At 65.8% G+C, this 17,657-nt stretch carries 19 protein-coding genes; 6 read left to right on the top strand and 13 right to left on the bottom strand.

The genetic code is table 11. The features are described 5' to 3' along the window. The first annotated feature begins 38 nt into the window (after positions 1-38). Both AC56LY_RS15565 and AC56LY_RS15560 read left to right on the top strand, forming a co-directional pair. A complete protein-coding gene (locus AC56LY_RS15565) occupies positions 39-512 on the top strand; it encodes an EVE domain-containing protein (protein ID WP_499580941.1) in 474 nt (157 codons plus the stop codon). Continuing rightward, positions 512-1,327: a sulfite exporter TauE/SafE family protein gene (locus AC56LY_RS15560; RefSeq protein WP_499580939.1), complete on the top strand. Its 816-nt coding sequence runs from the start codon at positions 512-514 to the stop codon at positions 1,325-1,327. Before AC56LY_RS15565 ends, AC56LY_RS15560 begins: the two co-directional genes overlap by 1 nt. On the opposite strand, the gene AC56LY_RS15555 is transcribed toward AC56LY_RS15560, so the two are convergent. The 6 genes from AC56LY_RS15555 to AC56LY_RS15530 form a co-directional block, all read right to left on the bottom strand. Next, on the bottom strand, positions 1,324-3,510 hold the full coding sequence (locus AC56LY_RS15555; RefSeq protein ID WP_499580937.1) for a xanthine dehydrogenase family protein molybdopterin-binding subunit: 2,187 nt from the start codon (positions 3,508-3,510) through the stop codon (positions 1,324-1,326). The two genes, AC56LY_RS15560 and AC56LY_RS15555, sit on opposite strands and share 4 nt — an antisense overlap. Next, positions 3,507-3,986, bottom strand: coding sequence for a (2Fe-2S)-binding protein (locus tag AC56LY_RS15550; RefSeq protein WP_499580935.1), 480 nt, complete (start codon positions 3,984-3,986; stop codon positions 3,507-3,509). Before AC56LY_RS15550 ends, AC56LY_RS15555 begins: the two co-directional genes overlap by 4 nt. Next, entirely contained in the window at positions 3,983-5,281 is a 1,299-nt protein-coding gene (locus AC56LY_RS15545; protein ID WP_499580934.1) for a c-type cytochrome, read from the bottom strand. The genes AC56LY_RS15550 and AC56LY_RS15545 overlap by 4 nt, the downstream gene beginning before the upstream one ends. 78 nt (positions 5,282-5,359) lie before the next feature. After that, positions 5,360-6,169 carry a prolipoprotein diacylglyceryl transferase gene (lgt, locus tag AC56LY_RS15540; RefSeq protein WP_499580932.1) on the bottom strand — a complete coding sequence of 270 codons (810 nt, stop codon included), beginning with the start codon at positions 6,167-6,169 and terminating at the stop codon, positions 5,360-5,362. Positions 6,170-6,171: 2 nt separating this feature from the next. Then, positions 6,172-7,077: a LysR family transcriptional regulator gene (locus AC56LY_RS15535; protein WP_258835469.1), complete on the bottom strand. Its 906-nt coding sequence runs from the start codon at positions 7,075-7,077 to the stop codon at positions 6,172-6,174. Positions 7,078-7,172: 95 nt separating this feature from the next. After that, positions 7,173-7,397: a TIGR04438 family Trp-rich protein gene (locus tag AC56LY_RS15530; protein WP_499580930.1), complete on the bottom strand. Its 225-nt coding sequence runs from the start codon at positions 7,395-7,397 to the stop codon at positions 7,173-7,175. Positions 7,398-7,575: 178 nt separating this feature from the next. On the opposite strand from AC56LY_RS15530, the gene AC56LY_RS15525 reads away from it, so the two are divergent. From AC56LY_RS15525 to bluB, 3 genes are all read left to right on the top strand, one after another. Next, positions 7,576-7,884, top strand: a complete 309-nt coding sequence (locus tag AC56LY_RS15525) for a c-type cytochrome (protein ID WP_258835467.1) — start codon at positions 7,576-7,578, stop codon at positions 7,882-7,884. Between the two features lie 127 nt (positions 7,885-8,011). Then, positions 8,012-8,386, top strand: coding sequence for a (2Fe-2S) ferredoxin domain-containing protein (locus AC56LY_RS15520; protein WP_499580928.1), 375 nt, complete (start codon positions 8,012-8,014; stop codon positions 8,384-8,386). Positions 8,387-8,391: 5 nt separating this feature from the next. After that, positions 8,392-9,027 (top strand): 5,6-dimethylbenzimidazole synthase, encoded by a 636-nt coding sequence (gene bluB, locus AC56LY_RS15515; RefSeq protein ID WP_499582062.1) that lies wholly within the window; start codon positions 8,392-8,394, stop codon positions 9,025-9,027. A gap of 28 nt (positions 9,028-9,055) precedes the next feature. On the opposite strand, the gene AC56LY_RS15510 is transcribed toward bluB, so the two are convergent. Next, the gene (locus AC56LY_RS15510) at positions 9,056-9,469 is read right to left on the bottom strand and encodes a BLUF domain-containing protein (RefSeq protein ID WP_499580926.1); all 414 of its coding nucleotides are present in this window, start codon (positions 9,467-9,469) and stop codon (positions 9,056-9,058) included. Between the two features lie 248 nt (positions 9,470-9,717). On the opposite strand from AC56LY_RS15510, the gene katG reads away from it, so the two are divergent. Next, entirely contained in the window at positions 9,718-11,976 is a 2,259-nt protein-coding gene (katG, locus tag AC56LY_RS15505; protein WP_499580925.1) for a catalase/peroxidase HPI, read from the top strand. Between the two features lie 61 nt (positions 11,977-12,037). On the opposite strand, the gene AC56LY_RS15500 is transcribed toward katG, so the two are convergent. The 6 genes from AC56LY_RS15500 to AC56LY_RS15475 all read right to left on the bottom strand — a co-directional run bounded on the left by AC56LY_RS15500 (position 12,038) and on the right by AC56LY_RS15475 (position 17,645). Then, a complete protein-coding gene (locus AC56LY_RS15500) occupies positions 12,038-13,102 on the bottom strand; it encodes a CHAD domain-containing protein (protein ID WP_499580923.1) in 1,065 nt (354 codons plus the stop codon). A 108-nt stretch (positions 13,103-13,210) separates the two neighbouring features. Beyond that, positions 13,211-13,912: an SIMPL domain-containing protein gene (locus tag AC56LY_RS15495; RefSeq protein ID WP_499580921.1), complete on the bottom strand. Its 702-nt coding sequence runs from the start codon at positions 13,910-13,912 to the stop codon at positions 13,211-13,213. Between the two features lie 136 nt (positions 13,913-14,048). Next, on the bottom strand, positions 14,049-16,205 hold the full coding sequence (locus AC56LY_RS15490) for an NHL repeat-containing protein (RefSeq protein ID WP_499580919.1): 2,157 nt from the start codon (positions 16,203-16,205) through the stop codon (positions 14,049-14,051). 130 nt (positions 16,206-16,335) lie between these two features. After that, positions 16,336-16,668, bottom strand: coding sequence for an H-NS histone family protein (locus AC56LY_RS15485; RefSeq protein WP_499580917.1), 333 nt, complete (start codon positions 16,666-16,668; stop codon positions 16,336-16,338). 144 nt (positions 16,669-16,812) lie between these two features. Continuing rightward, positions 16,813-17,223 carry a DUF2486 family protein gene (locus AC56LY_RS15480; protein WP_499580915.1) on the bottom strand — a complete coding sequence of 137 codons (411 nt, stop codon included), beginning with the start codon at positions 17,221-17,223 and terminating at the stop codon, positions 16,813-16,815. Then, positions 17,220-17,645, bottom strand: coding sequence for a DNA polymerase III subunit chi (locus AC56LY_RS15475; protein ID WP_499580913.1), 426 nt, complete (start codon positions 17,643-17,645; stop codon positions 17,220-17,222). Before AC56LY_RS15475 ends, AC56LY_RS15480 begins: the two co-directional genes overlap by 4 nt. Positions 17,646-17,657: the final 12 nt, after the last annotated feature.

Raw genomic sequence — 17,657 nt, 5'->3', positions numbered from 1 at the left:
CATCCGGTGCATCGTGTGCTGGCAGGGAGAACAGCGCGATGCGCTATTGGTTGATGAAATCCGAGCCCGACGAAGTCAGTTTCGACGACGTCCTGGCCGCCCCCGGCGCCACCGTGGCCTGGTTTGGCGTACGCAACTACCAGGCGCGCAACTTCATGCGCGATGCGATGGCCGTCGGCGACGGCGTGCTGTTCTATCACTCGGGCGGCAAGCTGCCGGGCGTGGCCGGCATCGCTGAAATCGTCAGCGGCGCGTACCCGGATGCATCGCAGTTCGACACCGCCAGCCACTACCACGATCCGAAGGCCACGCCGGAAACGCCGCGATGGGTCTCGGTCGATGTCAAGGCGGTTGAAACGGGCCGCTTCGTGCCGCTGGCCGAACTGCGCACCGTCGCTGCGCTGGAGGACATGGTGCTGCTGCAGAAGGGCAGCCGGCTATCGATCTCGCCAGTCACGAAAGCCCAGTACACGGCCATCGTTGCGCTCGTGCGCGGCAAGGGAGCTCGATAATGGTGCCCGCATTCGATCCGCTGCTGATCCTGGCCCTTCTGGGAATGGGCGCGTTTGGCGGCTTCGTGGCCGGCATGCTTGGCGTCGGTGGCGGCATGATCCTGGTGCCGTTCATCACGATGATCTTCACGGCGCGCGGCTTTCCCGAAGAACTCGTGGTGCACATGGCGATCGCCACCTCGCTTGGCACCATTTTTTTCACGTCGTTGTCGTCGGTACGTGCGCACCACAAGCACGGCGCCGTGCTGTGGCACGTCGTACGCCTGTTCACGCCCGGCATCCTGCTCGGCGCGTGGATCGGGCCCTGGATCGGCAAGCAGATGAACACCTCGGTGCTGGCATTTTTCTTCGGCTGCTTCGTGGCGTTTTCGGCGATCCAGATGCTGATCGGGAAAAAACCGGCGGCGGCGCGCGAACTGCCCGGCAAACCGGGCATGTTCGCAGCGGGCAGCGTGATCGGCATCCTGGCGGGGCTTGTGGGCGCAGGCGGCGCCTTCGTCTCGGTCCCGTTCATGACGCGCTGTAATGTGCGCATCCATAATGCGGTGGCCACCAGTGCGGCAATCGGCTTTCCGGTGGCGCTGATGGGCACCCTGTCGAACATCTATTTCGGCTGGGGCGAACCCGGGTTGCCGCCCTGGTCGCTGGGCTTCATCTACCTGCCGGCGCTGGCGATCATCGTGCTGGCCAGCGTGTCGATGGCGCCGCTGGGCGCGCGCACCGCTCACAAGATGCCGGTGCGGCAGCTGCAGCGCATCTTCAGCGTCATCCTGTGTGCGCTGGCTGCCTACATGTTCTGGAAAGCCTTCAACTAGGCTTTGCGAACTCGTGCCCGATCCAGCGGCAGGTCGCGCATGCGCAGGCCGCAGGCGTCGAACACCGCATTGGCGATGGCCGCCGCAGCCGGGCCCTGCGCCGCTTCGCCGGTGCCCAGGAATGGCTGGCCGGGCCGGTCGATCAGGTGCACGTCGATCTGTTCCGGCGCCTGGGCAAAGCGCAGGATCGGATACGACGCCCAGTCCACCGTCAGCACGCGCGACGCGTCGAAGCGCACCTGTTCCAGCAAGGTCCAGCTGGCCGACTGGATGATGCCGCCCTCGATCTGGTTGCGCACGCCGTCCGGGCTGACGATCTCGCCGCAATCGACGGCGCTCACCGCGCGCGTGATGCGCACCAGGCCCGTCTCGCGCGCCACCTCGACTTCCACTGCGATGGCGCAGTACGACGCCAGGTTTTTATAGCGTGCAAACGCGAAGCCTCGGCCGCGCCGGGCCGGGCGCCGGTACGCATCCCAGCCGAACTTCGACGCCGCCAGCTTGACCACGTCGAGCGCGCGAGGATCGTCCAGATGCCGCAGCCGGAACGCGACCGGGTCGCTGTTCGCGGCGCGCGCCAGTTCGTCTATGAAGCTTTCGATGGCAAACACATTGCAGTAAGCGCCCAGGCCCCGCAGCGCCGACGAGCGCAGGACCGGCTTTGGCTGAAAGTGGTGCACCACGCGCGCATTGGGCAGCACGTAATACGGAATCGCATTGCGGTCACCGCTGCCTTCGGGTTGCGGCGCAGGCTTGGCGACCGGTGGCGCAAACGGGCGTGCCAGGTGCGTGGCCGCCAGCAGGTTGCCCGCCTTGCCGGGGCGCGTGTTGTGCGGCGGCGTGAAGACATCGTGCTGCCAGTCGGCGATGCGGCCGGTGCTGTCGAGCGTGGCGGCCACCTGCACCACCATCGCCGCGCCGAATGGCTCCCATGCGTGTTCTTCTTCGCGCATCCACTGCACGCGCACGGGCCGGCCGGGCAGGGCGCGCGCAAGCAGGATGGCGTCGGCCGCGACATCGTCGGCGCCATTGTGGCCGTAGCAGCCCGACCCCTCGACGTGGATGCAGCGGATCGTGTCTTCGTTCACGGCGATCAGTTCGGCCAGGGCCGTGCGCAGTGGGAACACACCCTGTGCGTGGGTCCAGACCGTGTAGCGGCCGTCGACCAGTTGCGCCACGGCGCACGAGGGACCGATGGAGGCGTGCAGCTGGAACGGGCGCGTGTAGCGCGCGGCGAACTGGCGGCCGGCCGATCCTGCGGCGCCGCGCGCCAGAATCGGCAGCGCCTCGGCGGGCTGGGCGCGGATGAACGCATTCACGTCGGGATGCACCGGCAGCGACGCCGGCGTCTCCCAGCGCGTGGCCCGCGCCAGCGCCGTCGCCGCCTTCACGGCGCGGTACTCGCCCTCGGCGATCACGGCGAGAAAGCGTCCGTCCTGCACTACCTTGAGCACGCCCGGCAGGCGTTCGATTGCGGCGACATCGACGGCGATCAGCCGCGCGGCCTGCGACGGTGGCCGCACGATCCGCGCATGCACCATCTGCGGCAGGCGCAGGTCTTGCACATAGGCGGCGCCGCCCGTGACCTTGGCCGGAATGTCGACGCGCGGCACCGACTTGCCGATTGCCGTGCGCGGGCCTGGCGGGGGTGGTGCGGGCACCAGCGTGGCGCGCAGGTGCAGTTCCTGGCCCGTCACCAGCTGGCCGAACGTCACGCGCCGGCCACCCGCGCCGAATGCGCCATCCTTGAGCGCCAGGCTGGCCACGGGTGCGCCCAGCTGCGTGGCGGCCAGTTCGCCCAGGCGCATGCGTACCTGGCCTGCCGCATGGCGCAGCGCCGTGCCGCTGTCCTTCATCGAGTTGCTGCCCGCGGTGATGCCTTCGTCCGGCGTGCGCGCCGTGTCGGCGGTGACGAGCTGCAGGCGGCCAGGCGCCAGGCGCAGTTCGTCGGCCACCACCTGCAACAGCGCGGTCTTGATGCCTTGCCCCAGTTCGGCCTTGCCGGTAAACACCGTGATGCGTTCATTGGCCTCGATGCGGATCCAGGCGTCGAGCCACGGCGACTTGTCCAGGCTCTTGGGCAGTTCGCCCGGGGCGGCAAAGGCGCTTGCCGGCATCGCGAACGACAGCGTCAGGGCGCCGCCGCCGGCGAGAAAGGCACGGCGGCCGGTATCGATCGTCATTGCTTGCCCTTCGCTGCCAGCGTATTGGCGGCGCGCCGTACGGCGCGCAGGATGCGCATGTGCGTGCCGCAGCGGCACAGGTTCGGCGACATGTGGGCGCGGATCTGGGCGTCGGTCGGCGCGGGGGTCTTTTCGAGCAGCGCCGTGGCCTGCATCAGCATGCCGGCGATGCAGTAGCCGCACTGGGCTGCCTGCTCGTCGATGAACGCTTGCTGCAGCACGCCCGGGGTGGTGGCATTGCCCAGGCCTTCGACCGTGCGCACCGGCCGCTGGCCAACGACGGACACCGGCACCATGCACGACATCGCCGGCTTCCCGTCCAGCAGCACGGTGCACGAACCACACTGGCCAAGGCCGCAGCCGAACTTGGCGCCATTGAGTTCCAGGTCGTTGCGCAGCACGTACAGCAGTGGTGTATCGGCGTCCTGATCGACGGCGTGCACCTTGCCGTTCACTTGCAGGCGGTAGGTCGTCATTCTTTGCTCGCTTTGCGCACGGCCTTGTCCAGATCGGGCCACACGGGTTGGTTTGCGCCGTATTTGCGCAGGTAGGCCGCCAGAGCGCCGGTCTGTTCGTCGGTGAGAATCGTCCGGAAGGCCGGCATGAAGCGCGACGGCTCGCCATCGGGCGGCGTGATGCCGTCCAGCGTGATGTGAATCAGGTCGCGCGGGTCGGGGTCGTATAGCGCGATCGCTTTTTGCAGCTGCAGTGCGGTACCCGAACTGGCGTCGCGTCCGGCGTCGTGGCAGCGCGCGCACGAATTGGCATACACGGCGTAGCCGAGCGTCATGCGCTGCAGGTCGGGGTCGTCATTGGCCGGCTTGGGCAGTGGGCCGGCCTGCTGCGCCGGCGTCGCGCGCGGCGGCGCCTTGGCCAGCTGGCTGTGGGTCCAGGCGGCCAGCGCCGCCACGTCGCGCTCGTCCGCTTGCGCCAGGTGCGTGACCACATCCTGCATCGGCCCGGCTGCCATCGCGTGGTCGTGCGCGACGCCGGTGCGCAGATACGCCTGCAACTGGTAACGGGTCCATGGCAGGGGCGACGGCGACTTCTCGTTCAGCGCCGGCGCGTACCAGTCATCGGCTTCGCCGCCGCCAAGCTGCTTCTTCAGATCGGGGCCGCCCAGCAGCGTGCGCGGCGTGTGGCAGGCCGCGCAGTGTGCGACTGCGTCGGCCAGGTACGCGCCGCGGTTCCATTCGGCCGATTGTGCAGACACCGGCTGCCATGGCGCATCGTCCAGGTACAGCACATTCCAGAAGGCTACCAGTGGGCGGAACCCGAACGGGAAGGTCATCCGGTTCTCGCGCGCCGGTGCCACGATCGCGGGGCGCGTCATGAAATAAGCGTACAGGTCCTGGATGTCGCCGTCGGTCATCCGTACGTAGTGGTTGTACGGGAAGGCGGGGTACAACAGGTGGCCGTCGCGCGCGACGCCTTCGCGCATCGCGCGTGTAAAAGCCGCTTCGCTCCAGGCGCCGATGCCGGTCGCGGTGTCGGGGGTGATGTTGGTGCTGTGGACTGTGCCGAACGGGGTGTTCATCGGCTTGCCGCCGGCGAAGGGCCGCGACAGATCCGGTGTATGGCACGACGCGCACATGCCAAGGCGCGCCAGGTTGGCGCCGCGCCCGATGCGGGTGGTGTCGAAGGATGCTTGTGTGGATTGCGGCGCCAGTGCGGGGCGCCACATGATGGCAAACGCGATGCCGCTGGCGACGATGACGGCTGCGAGCAGCAGCCACCAGCCGATATGTCGTTTGCGCCGGATTTTTACCATCGGGACTCCGTGTCGGGGAGTCCCATTGTCGATGCGGTACGGGTGGGCGCTCTGTGCGTTCGCCCACCCAGGGGATACTTATGCCGTCAGGGGCCGCGCTGGCGCTTTGCGATACGCCCACACCAGCATGGCCAGCGCAGCGACGATCATCGGCAGCGACAATACCTGGCCCGACGTGATCGGCAAACCGAACACGGTGGTTTCCCAATCCGGCACGCGGAACCATTCGGTGAAGAAGCGCGCGCAGCCGTACAGCAGCGTGAACATGGCGCCTACGGCAAGGCGCGGACGCGCCTTGCGCGCGAACAGCCACAGGATGATGAAGACCAGCACGCCGTCGATCAGCGCCTGGTACAGCGGCGACGGATGGCGCGGGCCGGTCACGCCCGGCCACAGCATGGCCCACGGCAGGCTCGGATCGGCCAGGCGGCCCGGCAGTTCGGCGTTGATGAAGTTGCCCATGCGGCCGGCGGCATACCCGAGCGGCACGAGCGGCGCGATGAAGTCGTACACGTCGAGGATGTTGCGGCGGCGCTTGCGGGCCCACAGCGCCATCGCGATCAGCACGCCCAAAAAGCCACCATGGAACGACATCCCGCCGCGCCAGATCATGAAGATTTCGAGCGGGTGGGCCAGGTAGTACAGCGGCTGGTAGAACAGCACTTCGCCCAGGCGGCCGCCGAGAATCACACCGAGCATCCCGTAGAACAGCATGTCGTCCAGATCATCCTTGGTCCAGCCCTGCACCGCCACGTGCGGCATGCGGATGCGCACGCGGCCCAGCATGATGAACAGGGCAAAGGCGACCACGTACATCAGGCCATACCAGTGGATTTGCACCGGCCCGAGCGCGAGCGCGATCGGGTCCGGCTGCGGATGAATCAGCATAGTCAGTCTTTCTTCAATAGGTCCAGGAAGCCCTTGAGGACGGGCGAATCGTTATCGCGCCGCCACGCCAGGCCCGTTTCGGCCAGCGGCGCGGCGTCGCGCAGGGCACGGTATTCTACGCCGGGGCGCATCAGGTTCGACACGGATTGTGGCACAAGTGCCAAGCCCATGCCGCCGGAAACCAGGCTGACGATGGTCTGCATCTGGATTGCCTCCTGCCCGATCGTGGGCAGCACGCCGGCGGCGCGGTAGCACGCGAGGATCGCATCGTGCAGGCTGGGCGCCACCGTGCGCGGGAAGATCACCAGCGGCAGCGGGGGCAGGTCGCGCAGCCACACCGGCCCCGGTGCAGCCAGCGCCGCCAGTCCGCTGGGCGCGCACAGTACCAGTGGCTCGTCGAGCAGCTTGCGGTAGTCGAGCGCAGGATCGGCCATGCCTGCCGGTGCGCCCGGCTGCAGCGGGATCACGAAGCCGGCATCGATGCGGCCGGACAGCAGGTCGTCGAACTGCACGTCGGACGTCGCCTCGTGCAGCACCAGGCGCACGCCCGGGAACGCGGCGCGGTAGCGGCGCAGCACGTCGGGCAGCATGCCCAGGCCGGCCGTGGAAACAAACGACAGCGCCAGGCGGCCCGCCTCGCCGCTGGCCGCGCGCCGCACCAGTTCGGGCAGCGCGCCGGCTTCGTCGAGGATGCGGCGCGCTTCAGGCAGCAGCGCGCTGCCGGCCGCCGTCAGGCCGACCATGCGGCGGTTGCGCAGGAACAGCGGCGCGCCGAGCAGGTCTTCGAGATTGGCGATGCTTTGCGAGAGCGGCGGCTGCGTCATGTGCAGGCGCTGCGCGGCGCGGCCGAAATGCAGCTCTTCGGCCACGGCGACGAAATGGCGAAGCTGGCGCAGTTCGGGATGCATTGATGGAGGTGATGAATGGACAGGACTCGGTGAGTTGTCCAATGTATCACAGCAAGGCGGTCACCGGCCCTGCGGCTGGCGGCAATGCGGTCGTGCTAGCGGCGTTTTTCCATCGACTTTTTCACGCGGTCGGTGCGACGCTGTTCATCGACGTCGTGCGCCTTGCGCTTGTCCAGGCCCAGTGCCTTTTCGATGTATTCGAACCAGATGAAGGCGACCACCATCAGGCCGATGATGTACCACCAGGACAGGTCGGCGAAACGCCAGACCTCGAAGCCGCGCAGGGCGGCAAGCAGGGCGATCAAGAGGATCAGGGGCATGGTGAAAACTCCTTGTAGCCACACATCTTACGGCGTAAATGATGCTCATGGGCAAATTTAACAGTTTCCTGTTACACCGTATGAGCAAATGTGGTGATCGCGTTACAGAGTGTATCGCTTGCAGATGGCCCGGGGGATTGCCGGTAAAATTCACTCAATCACTAATCCGGAGAATTCCATGAAGCGGTCCCTGTTGTTGTGTGTCGTGCTGTCGGCGTTTGCATCCGGCAGCGCCCTGGCCCAGGCCGACCTGGCCAAGGCCAAGAATTGCATGGCCTGCCACACGTCGGCTACCAAGCTGGTCGGGCCGGCCTACAAGGACGTCGCCGAGAAATACGCGGGCCAGAAGGGCGCCGAAGACAAGCTGGTGCAGAAGGTGCTCAAGGGCGGCTCGGGCACCTGGGGTCCGATCCCGATGCCCGCCAATCCGCAGGTTAGCGAGGCCGAAGCGCGCTCGCTGGTCAAGTGGGTGCTCGCGACCAAGTAAGCCATCTGGCTGCTGCACGACATGAAGCGCGCCTGCGTGAGCAAGGCGCGCTTTTTCATTGGGGGGGGCACAGGCAGCGTGGTGTAAGATCGCCCTTTGTTCGCCTGCCACCCCACCTGACCGACGCATGACCACCACCGATCCTGCTGTACCCGATACGCCCCGCCAGGTCGTCAAGCCCACCATCGGCGTCTACCGCCGCCACCTGCTCGTGTGCACCGGCCCTCGCTGCAATGCCGATGGCGCTGCACAGGCGCTGTTCGACAGCCTGGGCGAGAAGTTCAAGGCCAGCGGTCTGGATGGCGGCCCGCTGCGCGTCAAGCGCAGCCGGGTGAGCTGCTTCGCCGCCTGCAAGGGCGGGCCGATCGTCTGCGTCCAGCCGGACGGCACCTGGTACTACGACGTCACGCCGGACAACATGGACCGCATCATCGACCAGCACCTGTGCAAGGGCGAGCCGGTCGAGGACCTGGTGTTCCACCAGGCAGGCACAGAAGCGTGACGACAATGGCGCACCGCTTCGACGACGCCCAGGTCGACGGCGTCTACCGCGCCATCGCCGAACGGCGCGACGTGCGCCATTTCATCCCCGGCGCGATCGATGAGGCGGTACTGGTGCGCCTGTTGACGGCGGCGCACCAGGCGCCCAGCGTCGGCATGATGCAGCCGTGGCGCTTCATCCGCATCGCGTCAACGCCATTGCGCGAGCAGATCTGCACGCTCGTTGAAGCGGAGCGCGTGGCCACCGCCGACGCCCTGGGCGAGCGTGGCGCCGAATTCATGCGCCTGAAGGTCGAGGGACTGCGTGAATGCGGCGAGGTGCTGGTCGTGGCGCTGATGGACGGACGCGAACGCCACGTGTTCGGGCGCCGCACGCTCCCCGAGATGGACCTGGCCTCGGTGTCCTGCGCGATCCAGAACATGTGGCTGGCCGCGCGTGCCGAAGGCTTGGGAATGGGGTGGGTGTCGCTGTTCGATCCCGCGCAACTGGCGGCCTTGCTCGGCATTCCGGAAGGCGGCAAGCCGGTGGCGATCCTGTGCCTGGGGCAAGTGGCCGAGTTTTATCCGAAGCCGATGCTGGAACTGGAAGGCTGGGCCCAGCGGGGCACATTGGGCGACTTTGTCACGCTCGACCGCTGGTAGCGGGCGCTGCTGCGGCATCAGCTCGGGATCAGCTCGCAAACATCTTCAGTAACGCCACTGCCGGGGCTGCTGCGCCGATCCGGCGATTGGCTTGCGCAGCTTCCAGGACCTCGACCAGTTCATCGTATTTGTCGGCTTGACGATCGTTCAGGTTGATCATGTTCATGCTCCAGCGTGGGAACGTACGGAACTTGGCCGGCTCGTTGTAGAGAACGCGCGAATTCTTGTGGCGGGGATCGAGTTCGATTTTCTGGTACAGCTCGTCGAGCGTGCTCACCGGCCCCTCCAGCACCTGCAGGAACCAGCCGCCGTTGTAAAACAAGCTTCCAGTCACGTCGAGTGGAGCATTATTGTTTTTCGCCGTATCCTGAATAGCAGCCAGGTCGGCAGGGGACATCTTGCGGGTGGCCTGGCTGACGTAGACGAGTTGATTGATCGACATGGTGAAGTTCTTTCTTTTTGGAAAGAAAGAACGATAGCGCGACAAAACCCGCATGTCGATGTAATGTTGCTTTGTGGAAAATTAGAGCGGTTCAAAGATGCGCGCATCTGCACCGTGGAGTCGGCTGCGGGTTGTTGCCAAAAACTTATGTGACAACTGCTATCGCAACCATCAACATTGCCAATCCACGAGTGAGCGAATTGTTCCTATAATTTTGTCAAATCTTACCGATCAGACAGGAGAAACAAATGAGTGTGGACAATATCCCGGCCAAGTGCCCGTTCAGCGGCGCAGCCGGCACCGGTACGACCAATCGTGACTGGTGGCCAAAGGCACTGCGTCTCGATCTGCTCGCACAACATTCGGCCAAGTCCGACCCGATGGGTGGCGACTTCGATTACCGCGCCGCCTTCAACAGTCTCGACCTCGAGGCTGTCAAGGCCGACCTGGCCAAGGTGATGACGGATTCCCAGGAGTGGTGGCCGGCTGACTTCGGTCACTACGGCGGCCTGTTCGTGCGCATGGCATGGCACAGCGCCGGCACCTACCGCATAGGCGACGGCCGCGGCGGCGCCGGCCGTGGGCAGCAGCGCTTTGCGCCCCTGAACAGCTGGCCCGACAACGTCAGCCTCGACAAGGCACGCCGGCTGATCTGGCCGGTCAAGCAGAAATACGGCGCAAAGATTTCGTGGGCCGACCTGATCATCCTGACCGGTAACGTCGCTCTCGAAACCATGGGCTTCAAGACCTTCGGCTTTGCCGGCGGTCGTCAGGACGTGTGGGAACCCGACCTCGACGTGTACTGGGGCCGTGAAAACAAATGGCTGGGCAGCGATGAGCGCTACACGGTGGGCTCGCCCGGGGTCGAAGGCCGCGGCGTCATCGACAAGGATGACGACAGCGAGATCACCCACACGCGCGACCTCGAGAACCCGCTGGCGGCAGTGCAGATGGGCCTGATCTACGTGAACCCGGAAGGCCCGGACGGCAAGCCCGACCCGGTCGCATCGGCACGTGACATCCGTGACACGTTCGGCCGCATGGCCATGAACGACGAAGAAACCGTGGCGCTGATCGCCGGCGGCCACACCTTCGGCAAAACCCACGGCGCCGGTCCGTCCGAGCACGTCAAGGAAGAGCCAGAAGCAGCCGGTCTGCATGCCCAGGGCTTCGGCTGGCAGAACAGCTTCGGCAGCGGCAAAGGCCCGGACACGATCACCAGCGGTCTCGAAGTCACCTGGACCAGCACGCCGACCCAATGGGGTCACGACTACTTCACGTACCTGTTCGGCCACGAGTGGGAATTGACGAAAAGCCCGGCCGGCGGCCACCAGTGGATCGCCAAGGACGCCGATGCCACCGTGCCGGATGCGTATGACGCTGCCAAGCGTCACCGCCCGACGATGCTGACGTCCGACCTGGCCCTGCGCATGGACCCGGCCTACGAGGCGATTTCGCGTCGCTTCCTGGAAAACCCGGACCAGTTCGCGGACGCCTTTGCCCGCGCCTGGTTCAAGCTGACCCACCGCGACATGGGCCCACGTGCCCGCTACCTCGGCCCTGAAGTCCCGGCCGAAGTGCTGATCTGGCAGGATCCGGTGCCGTCTGCTGAAGGCGCGGCGATTGACGACGCCGATGCCAAAGCCCTGAAAGACAAGGTACTGGCATCCGGCCTCGGCATCGGTGAGCTGGTGGCGACGGCGTGGGCCTCGGCGGCAAGCTTCCGCGGTTCGGACAAGCGCGGCGGCGCCAACGGTGCACGCATCCGCCTGGCCCCGCAAAAGGACTGGGCTGCCAACGAGCCGGAACAACTGGGCCGCGTGCTGGCGCAGCTCGAAAGCATCCAGGGCGAGTTCAACGGGGCGCAGGCGGGCGGCAAGCAGGTCTCGTTGGCTGACCTGATCGTCCTGGCCGGTAACGCCGGTGTCGAGGCTGCAGCCAAGGCGGCGGGCCACGACATCACCGTGCCATTCACGCCGGGCCGCACCGATGCGTCGCAGGAGCAGACCGACGTGGAATCGTTCCATGCGATGGAACCGGTCGCGGATGCCTTCCGCAACTTCGAGAAAGCCCTGTACAGCATCCCGGCTGAATCGTTGATGATCGACCGCGCCCAGTTGCTGACGCTGACGGCGCCGGAAATGGCAGTGCTGGTGGGTGGTCTGCGCGTGCTGGGCGCCAACACGGGCGGCAGCGCCGACGGCGTGCTGACGCAGCAGAAGGGTGCGTTGACGAACGACTTCTTCGTCAACCTGCTCGACATGGCCACCGAATGGCATCCTGCCACGCGGCCTGGCCAAGGCGTCGAACGCTTTGAAGGCCGCGATCGCAAGACCGGCGAGAAGAAGTGGACCGCGTCGCGCGTCGACCTGGTGTTCGGCTCGAATGCGCAGCTGCGTTCGATCTCGGAGGTGTATGCCAGCGCCGACGCCGGCCAGAAGTTCGCGAAGGACTTCGTGGCAGCCTGGACCAAGGTGATGGAGCTGGACCGCTTCGACGTGAAGTAACTCTGTAGTCTGGCCCGGGGTGAATCCCGGGCCTTTTTCTTTTCAGCCTGGTTGGGGAAGATCAGCGCGTGATGCGGCGCTTGGCGACATCGGCCAGCACCTTCGACAGTCCCTGCGCATCGGCTTGCCCCGTTGCCGCAATATAGCCCCGTACATAGGCCGCCTGCTTGGCGACCTGGCTGCTGCCACCCTTGAGTTCTTCGAGCAAATGGTCGGCCACGGCCAGATCGTTCAGCGCGCCGAGGCGGTCCTGCAGCTTCTCAAGGTGCCCGAGGTAGCGTTTGACGCGCTGCGCCGGCAGCAGGTCGCGGAAGAATTCGGCCGCATAGCGCGCCTTCTTGGCCGCGATGCGCACACGGTGACGGCCCGGCGCATCGGCTTCGTCCAGTCCGTCGATGCGCTTGGCCAGACGCTTCTCGGCTGTGCGCAGCAGCGGCAGGGCGCTTTTTGCGGCGCGCTCCAACAGCGGCGAATCTTTCGGCAGGCCGCCTTCGGGCTGCCAGCGGCGCTCGCCCAGCCAGTCGGTCAGTTGCGCCATCAGCTCGGTGTAACGCGCATCGCGCAGCACGTGCAGGATCTGCGCGTGATGGCCCGTGGCGCGGTCGTGCGCGGCCTGGCGCAGCGCCTGCGCATCGATGCCCGGCACGCGCTTGATGGTGGAATCGGCCAGCACGTCCCAGTCGCGCGCGGGACCGAGTTCGCCGGACAGCCACTCGATGCTTGCATGCAGCGGCACCGGCGGCGGCGCCAGTTCCTCGAACATCGCGAGCAGCGCGCGCAGGCGGCGCAGGCCCACGCGCATCTGGTGCAGGCTCTCGACATGCTGCTTCAGCACGCCCGGCACGTTCGCTTCGATCTGCGCCACACAATTGAGGCCAATGGCCTGGAACGCGTCTTCGAGCGTCATGCGCCCGCGCAGGTGGACCGGCTCGGCCTTGACGGCGCCGATCGGCGCTTGTTTGACTTCTGGCGCCGGCTCTTGCGGCAGCGGCTGGTCCGTCTGCGGTTCGTCGGCTGCCTCGGTCGCCTCGGTTGCCTCGGTGATGGTCACTGCGTCCGTCAGATCGGGCGTGGCGATCGCCGCGATCTCGGGCGTCAGGTGCTTCGTTTTATGGTGCTTGCTCATGCTGGTGCCTCTCGTGGACAGTGGGTGAGTCCATCATACGCCTGAGCGCTCATCCGTTCACATCTCCATGACAGGCACGTGACATGGCGCACGGCAAGGCGGGGCAGCTTACCTGGCGATCCGGTAAATCACGTCCACACCCTGCACGAATTTCTGCACGCCCACCAGCTGCGGATCGCCTGGCGACGACACCGACGGGTAGCGCGGCGCATCGCTGGCCAGTCCCATCGCGTTGGACAGGTTCTTCAACGGCGCGAGCGCCACGCCACCCGCCGGCCCCAGTTTGGCGCCGATGCCGCGCGCGATGTTCTGCGCCTTTACGCGCGCTGCACCCAGCGCCTGGCTGACGAGTTCCGCCTCGATCTTGTCGGCGTCGCTGCGGCTGAACGCCACGGCCAGCGCTTCGACATTGGGCAGGCCCATCAGGTTCTGGATCAGCGCCGTCCACCCGTTCAGGTCGCGCACCGTCGCGTGCACGGCGGCGCGGGTTTCGATCGCCGTCACCCGCTCGCCCTCCTTGAGCGGGCGGCGCAGCACGTCCTGCACCGAGATGTCCTCGACCTTCACACCCTGTTCGGCCAGCAGCGCGCGGCTCGCTGTCAGGCGCTCGTGGACCAGCTTCCATGCTGCCTCCAGGTCGGCGTCGGTGGTGACGATCTCGAAGTCGATCTCGCCGGTGTCCGGCATCACGTGCAGGTCGGCAGCGGCAGTCACGTGGATGAAGGGGTAGGCGGGCAGGTCGGCGGCGCGTGCAGGCGCAGCGTGCAGCACGGCGGCGACAGCCAATGCGGTGGCAAACATCTTGAGCATGATGATCCTTGTCGTAGCGGGAACATTCCCGTGGCAAGGCCAGCGTAAAGCCTCTAGACCTTGATGTCTATATAAAGTAGATATCAAGGTCTAGATTATGTGGCGCGCATGACGTCAGCTGTGCGATCAGTGTGCGCTACTCGATCACGAACGCCAGGTCGCGCCCGTTCTGCGCCACCTGGCCCGCATAGTCAGCGGCATGGATGCGCAGCAGGTACTCGCCCGGCGCCAGGTCGGCGATGCGCCAGCTGCCCGTCTCGATCCTGCCATCGTGCAGGCGGTTGTTCAGCGCATAGTCGAACTGGGTCGACGCGCTGCCGTAGACCGTGATGCCGCTGGTCGGCGCATAGGCCGCTTTTACGGCGTCAGGGTTGCGCGGCAGGCGGTCGTAGACCTGCGTGATGACGGGCTGCTCGAAGCCGGGCACTGGCGTGCCGTCGGCGCGCAGCACCTGGTAGCCCAGCTTGTACAGCCCCAGCTTGCGGCGCGCCAGGTTGCCATCCACCTGGTCATAGGCATTCACGACGATCTGGAGCTCGCCCAGTGTGCGCTCCAGGCGCAGGGGCTGGCCCTTCTTCGCCGTGATGCGCTTGCCGGCAGTGTCGTACAGCGCGATGCGCGAGATCGTCGGCGTTACCGTGTCGACGAAGCCGATGAACGGCAGTGTGAGCGCATTGACGAGCGAGCCGCCCTGGTAGTAATCGAGGTGCACGTGCGACAGTGCATTGAGCGTGCCGAGCTTGTCGCCGACGGCAAAGCGCGTGCCGCGCGGCACCCGCACGCGCACGGCCTTGCCATTGGGTTTGCCATTGGCGGTTTCTTCGCGCTGGATCTGGAAGCGCGGATCGAGCGCGCGCCCTTGCGGGTCGCGGCCCACGCGCATGTGGATGTACGACAGCGGTCCGACGCTCATGCCTTCGCCAAGGTTGTTGAAACCCCAGTTGGCATATGGATCGGTTACCTTGGCCGGCAGGATCGCCAGCACCGTTGCGCCGACGTCGCCGCGTACGTCCAGGCCCGCATGGAAATGGTCGCGGCTGTCGCCGCCATACGTGCCGCGTACTTCGCCCATCACGCCCACGACTTCATGGACGGTGTTCTGCGGGCCGAGCGGCCAGGGCATCGGTGCCGTGCGCCGTTGCAGCGGCGGGCGCGCCAGCACGGGCGCGGCTTCGCCTGCGCGCGGCGGCGCGAGTCGGTGCAGGCGATGGGCGTTGGCGTCAGCCACCACCAGGCTGCCGTCGCGCGCAACCGCGATGCCGCGCGGGCCGTTGAGCTGCACGGTGCCGTCGCTGCCGAAACCGTTCGGCTCGAGCGGGTGGTCGGTATCCTCCAGCGGGCGGAATTCACCGGTTGGCGTCATCTGCAGGATGCGTCCGCCGGCACTGGCGACGATGTACAGGTAGCCGTCGCGCGTGACGGCCAGGCCCACCGGGCGGCGCAGCGCGGGGCGGCGCTCGGCCTCGGGCGGCAGCGCGAGCGTGTCGACCGTGCCGTCGGGGCGCAGGCGGCGCACTGCGTTGTTGCCGGTGTCGGCGATGTACAGGTTGCCGTCATGGTCGACGGCCAGTGCGCTCGGGGTGTCGAACGCCGCGGCCGGGCCGGGGCCGTCGAACAGGTTTGGCTTGCCGGTGCCGGCCAGCGTGGTCACCGTGCCATCCGGGGCGATGCGGCGGATAAGGTCGTTGTAGGTGTCGGCCACGTAGACGATGCCGGCGTCGTCCACCGCGATGCCGACCGGGCCGTTGAACTGGGCGGCACGGCCGATGCCATCGACATAGCCGGGACTGCCGTTGCCGGCCAGTGTCGTCACGGCGCCACCCGGCGCGATGCGGCGGATCGCGTGGTTGCCCGTGTCGGCTACGTACAGGTTGCCCAGGTGGTCGAGCGCGATGGCGGATGGCGTGTTGAACGCGGCGGCCGTGCCCAGGCCATCGACAAAGCCTTCCTTGCCGCCGGCCAGCGTCGAGACCGCGCCATCGGGTTGGACAACGCGGATGCGGTTGGCCTCGCCCCCGTCGGCGACATAGATCGCGCCGCGCGGGCCAATCGCCACGCCATACGGATCGCTGAAGCGGCTGGCGGGCGCTGCGCCATCGAGCGCGCCGTCCTGGCCGTCGCCGGCCAGCAGGTGCACGCGGGCGGGCCAGAATGGCTGCGTTTTGGCGACCGGGGCGGTCAGTACCGGGGTGGCACCGCTGTGGGGTTCGACCCGGTCAGTGAACCAGAAGACGGTGCCGACGGCCAGGATGGCGGCGCCGGCGAGTGCTGCGATGAGGGGAGTGCGTTTCACGACGACGACCGGCTGATTGCTGAAGTTGCAATCTTAGCCGAAACACGTAAATGGATGGGGCAGGCAGAAATGCGAACGCCGCCGGACGAAGGTCGCGGCGGCGTGCAGGTCTTGCGTATTACTGCGAGGCTTAGATGCGCAGATCGTCCAGCGACTTGCCCTTGCCCAGTGCTTCGACAACCCATTTTGGTTGACGGCCGCGGCCGGTCCAGGTCTGGGTATTGTCAGCCGGGTTGTGATATTGCGGATTGACTTTGGCGCCGCCGGTCTTCTTGGCTTTGGTACTGCCGCCCTTGGCCAGCAGTTCCTCGACCGAGATACCCATATTCTGGGCGATCTCGAGAATTTGCTCACGCGCTTTCTTTACGTCTTGCTGCTGGCGGTTTTTGATCTCCTTTTCGATATCGAATTGAAGACCTTTCAGTTCGGCGAGGTTATAACCCGACAGATTGATGTTTGCCATTTTGTTTCTTCCTTGATTAGGTGATTCGATTCGTTTCGAAGGGCCGCGCAGCGATTTTACTATTGAATCGCCAATTTGGAATGACAATCGTGCGCGGGGTTAATTTCGAATCAAATGGAAGACAGAATGGCCGCTGGTGCGGGTTTATTTGTCCAGCATTCTGATGTGCGCGATTTCCTGTGAAACTGCGCGCGTCACGACCTCGTTCAGGGTATCGCCGAGACTGCTGCGAATATCGGCTGAGAGATTGGTCATTGCTTTGTCGACGGCATCGGCGATGCCATCGCGCAGGCGCTGTTCGAGCACGAAATCGATCCGGCCCTGCAATTGCTGCAGGATGCGCTCGGTGACGCGGCGCTCCATCACGCTCCATTGCTCGCCACTCCAGTGGTCGACGGCGCGCCGTTCCAGCATCTCTGGCGAATCCTGCGGTGCGGCTTCTATCACTGGCGCAGGCTGCGTTACCGGTACGTCCGGTACGATCGGGGTGTCTGGTTCCACGACGACCTCGGTCAACACAGGAATACTGGCATCGAAAGCGGGATCGTGGCTCATGACTGTCCTGCGACGAAGTGGGTCAGGGGATAGGATTCTTTTTTATACGCGATATAGCGTTTGCGGCCTTCGGCAGCATCTTCTTCATCGATCGAGATAATTTCAAACACACGCGCGAATTGCGTGAAATTGCGTGGCCGGCGGCGGGTCAGGTTCACGAGCATATCGTGGTGTGGCAGTTCGCTGTCTTCATTATCGGTAATCACGATCGGCGTTTGCGGCGCCAACGCATCGCCTGCCATCACATGCGGAATAAAATCAGTATCCGACACGGTCCACATGGCGGCATTCAAGGCGTCGGCCTGTTCGGGGCTATCGGCCAGCACGACGATTTTGGCGCGCGCGCCATATGCCTTGCGCGCAAGGCGGCAGGCATAGGCCAGCTTATCCGGGATATTGGTATGAAAGTCGATGCGGGTCATGGGCGCTTATGG

It is taken from the genome of Telluria sp. ZT3P25, from assembly GCF_059685895.1.
The sequence above is the reverse complement of the archived record's forward strand: the minus strand, read 5'-3'. Positions and strand labels throughout refer to the sequence as shown.

Coding starts and splice junctions, on each gene's coding strand:
- AC56LY_RS15565 (WP_499580941.1), top strand. CDS start 39: ATGCGCTATTGGTTGATGAAATCCGAGCCCGACGAAGTCAGTTTCGAC.
- AC56LY_RS15560 (WP_499580939.1), top strand. CDS start 512: ATGGTGCCCGCATTCGATCCGCTGCTGATCCTGGCCCTTCTGGGAATG.
- AC56LY_RS15555 (WP_499580937.1), bottom strand. CDS start 3,510: ATGACGATCGATACCGGCCGCCGTGCCTTTCTCGCCGGCGGCGGCGCC.
- AC56LY_RS15550 (WP_499580935.1), bottom strand. CDS start 3,986: ATGACGACCTACCGCCTGCAAGTGAACGGCAAGGTGCACGCCGTCGAT.
- AC56LY_RS15545 (WP_499580934.1), bottom strand. CDS start 5,281: ATGGTAAAAATCCGGCGCAAACGACATATCGGCTGGTGGCTGCTGCTC.
- lgt (WP_499580932.1), bottom strand. CDS start 6,169: ATGCTGATTCATCCGCAGCCGGACCCGATCGCGCTCGCGCTCGGGCCG.
- AC56LY_RS15535 (WP_258835469.1), bottom strand. CDS start 7,077: ATGCATCCCGAACTGCGCCAGCTTCGCCATTTCGTCGCCGTGGCCGAA.
- AC56LY_RS15530 (WP_499580930.1), bottom strand. CDS start 7,397: ATGCCCCTGATCCTCTTGATCGCCCTGCTTGCCGCCCTGCGCGGCTTC.
- AC56LY_RS15525 (WP_258835467.1), top strand. CDS start 7,576: ATGAAGCGGTCCCTGTTGTTGTGTGTCGTGCTGTCGGCGTTTGCATCC.
- AC56LY_RS15520 (WP_499580928.1), top strand. CDS start 8,012: ATGACCACCACCGATCCTGCTGTACCCGATACGCCCCGCCAGGTCGTC.
- bluB (WP_499582062.1), top strand. CDS start 8,392: ATGGCGCACCGCTTCGACGACGCCCAGGTCGACGGCGTCTACCGCGCC.
- AC56LY_RS15510 (WP_499580926.1), bottom strand. CDS start 9,469: ATGTCGATCAATCAACTCGTCTACGTCAGCCAGGCCACCCGCAAGATG.
- katG (WP_499580925.1), top strand. CDS start 9,718: ATGAGTGTGGACAATATCCCGGCCAAGTGCCCGTTCAGCGGCGCAGCC.
- AC56LY_RS15500 (WP_499580923.1), bottom strand. CDS start 13,102: ATGAGCAAGCACCATAAAACGAAGCACCTGACGCCCGAGATCGCGGCG.
- AC56LY_RS15495 (WP_499580921.1), bottom strand. CDS start 13,912: ATGCTCAAGATGTTTGCCACCGCATTGGCTGTCGCCGCCGTGCTGCAC.
- AC56LY_RS15485 (WP_499580917.1), bottom strand. CDS start 16,668: ATGGCAAACATCAATCTGTCGGGTTATAACCTCGCCGAACTGAAAGGT.
- AC56LY_RS15480 (WP_499580915.1), bottom strand. CDS start 17,223: ATGAGCCACGATCCCGCTTTCGATGCCAGTATTCCTGTGTTGACCGAG.
- AC56LY_RS15475 (WP_499580913.1), bottom strand. CDS start 17,645: ATGACCCGCATCGACTTTCATACCAATATCCCGGATAAGCTGGCCTAT.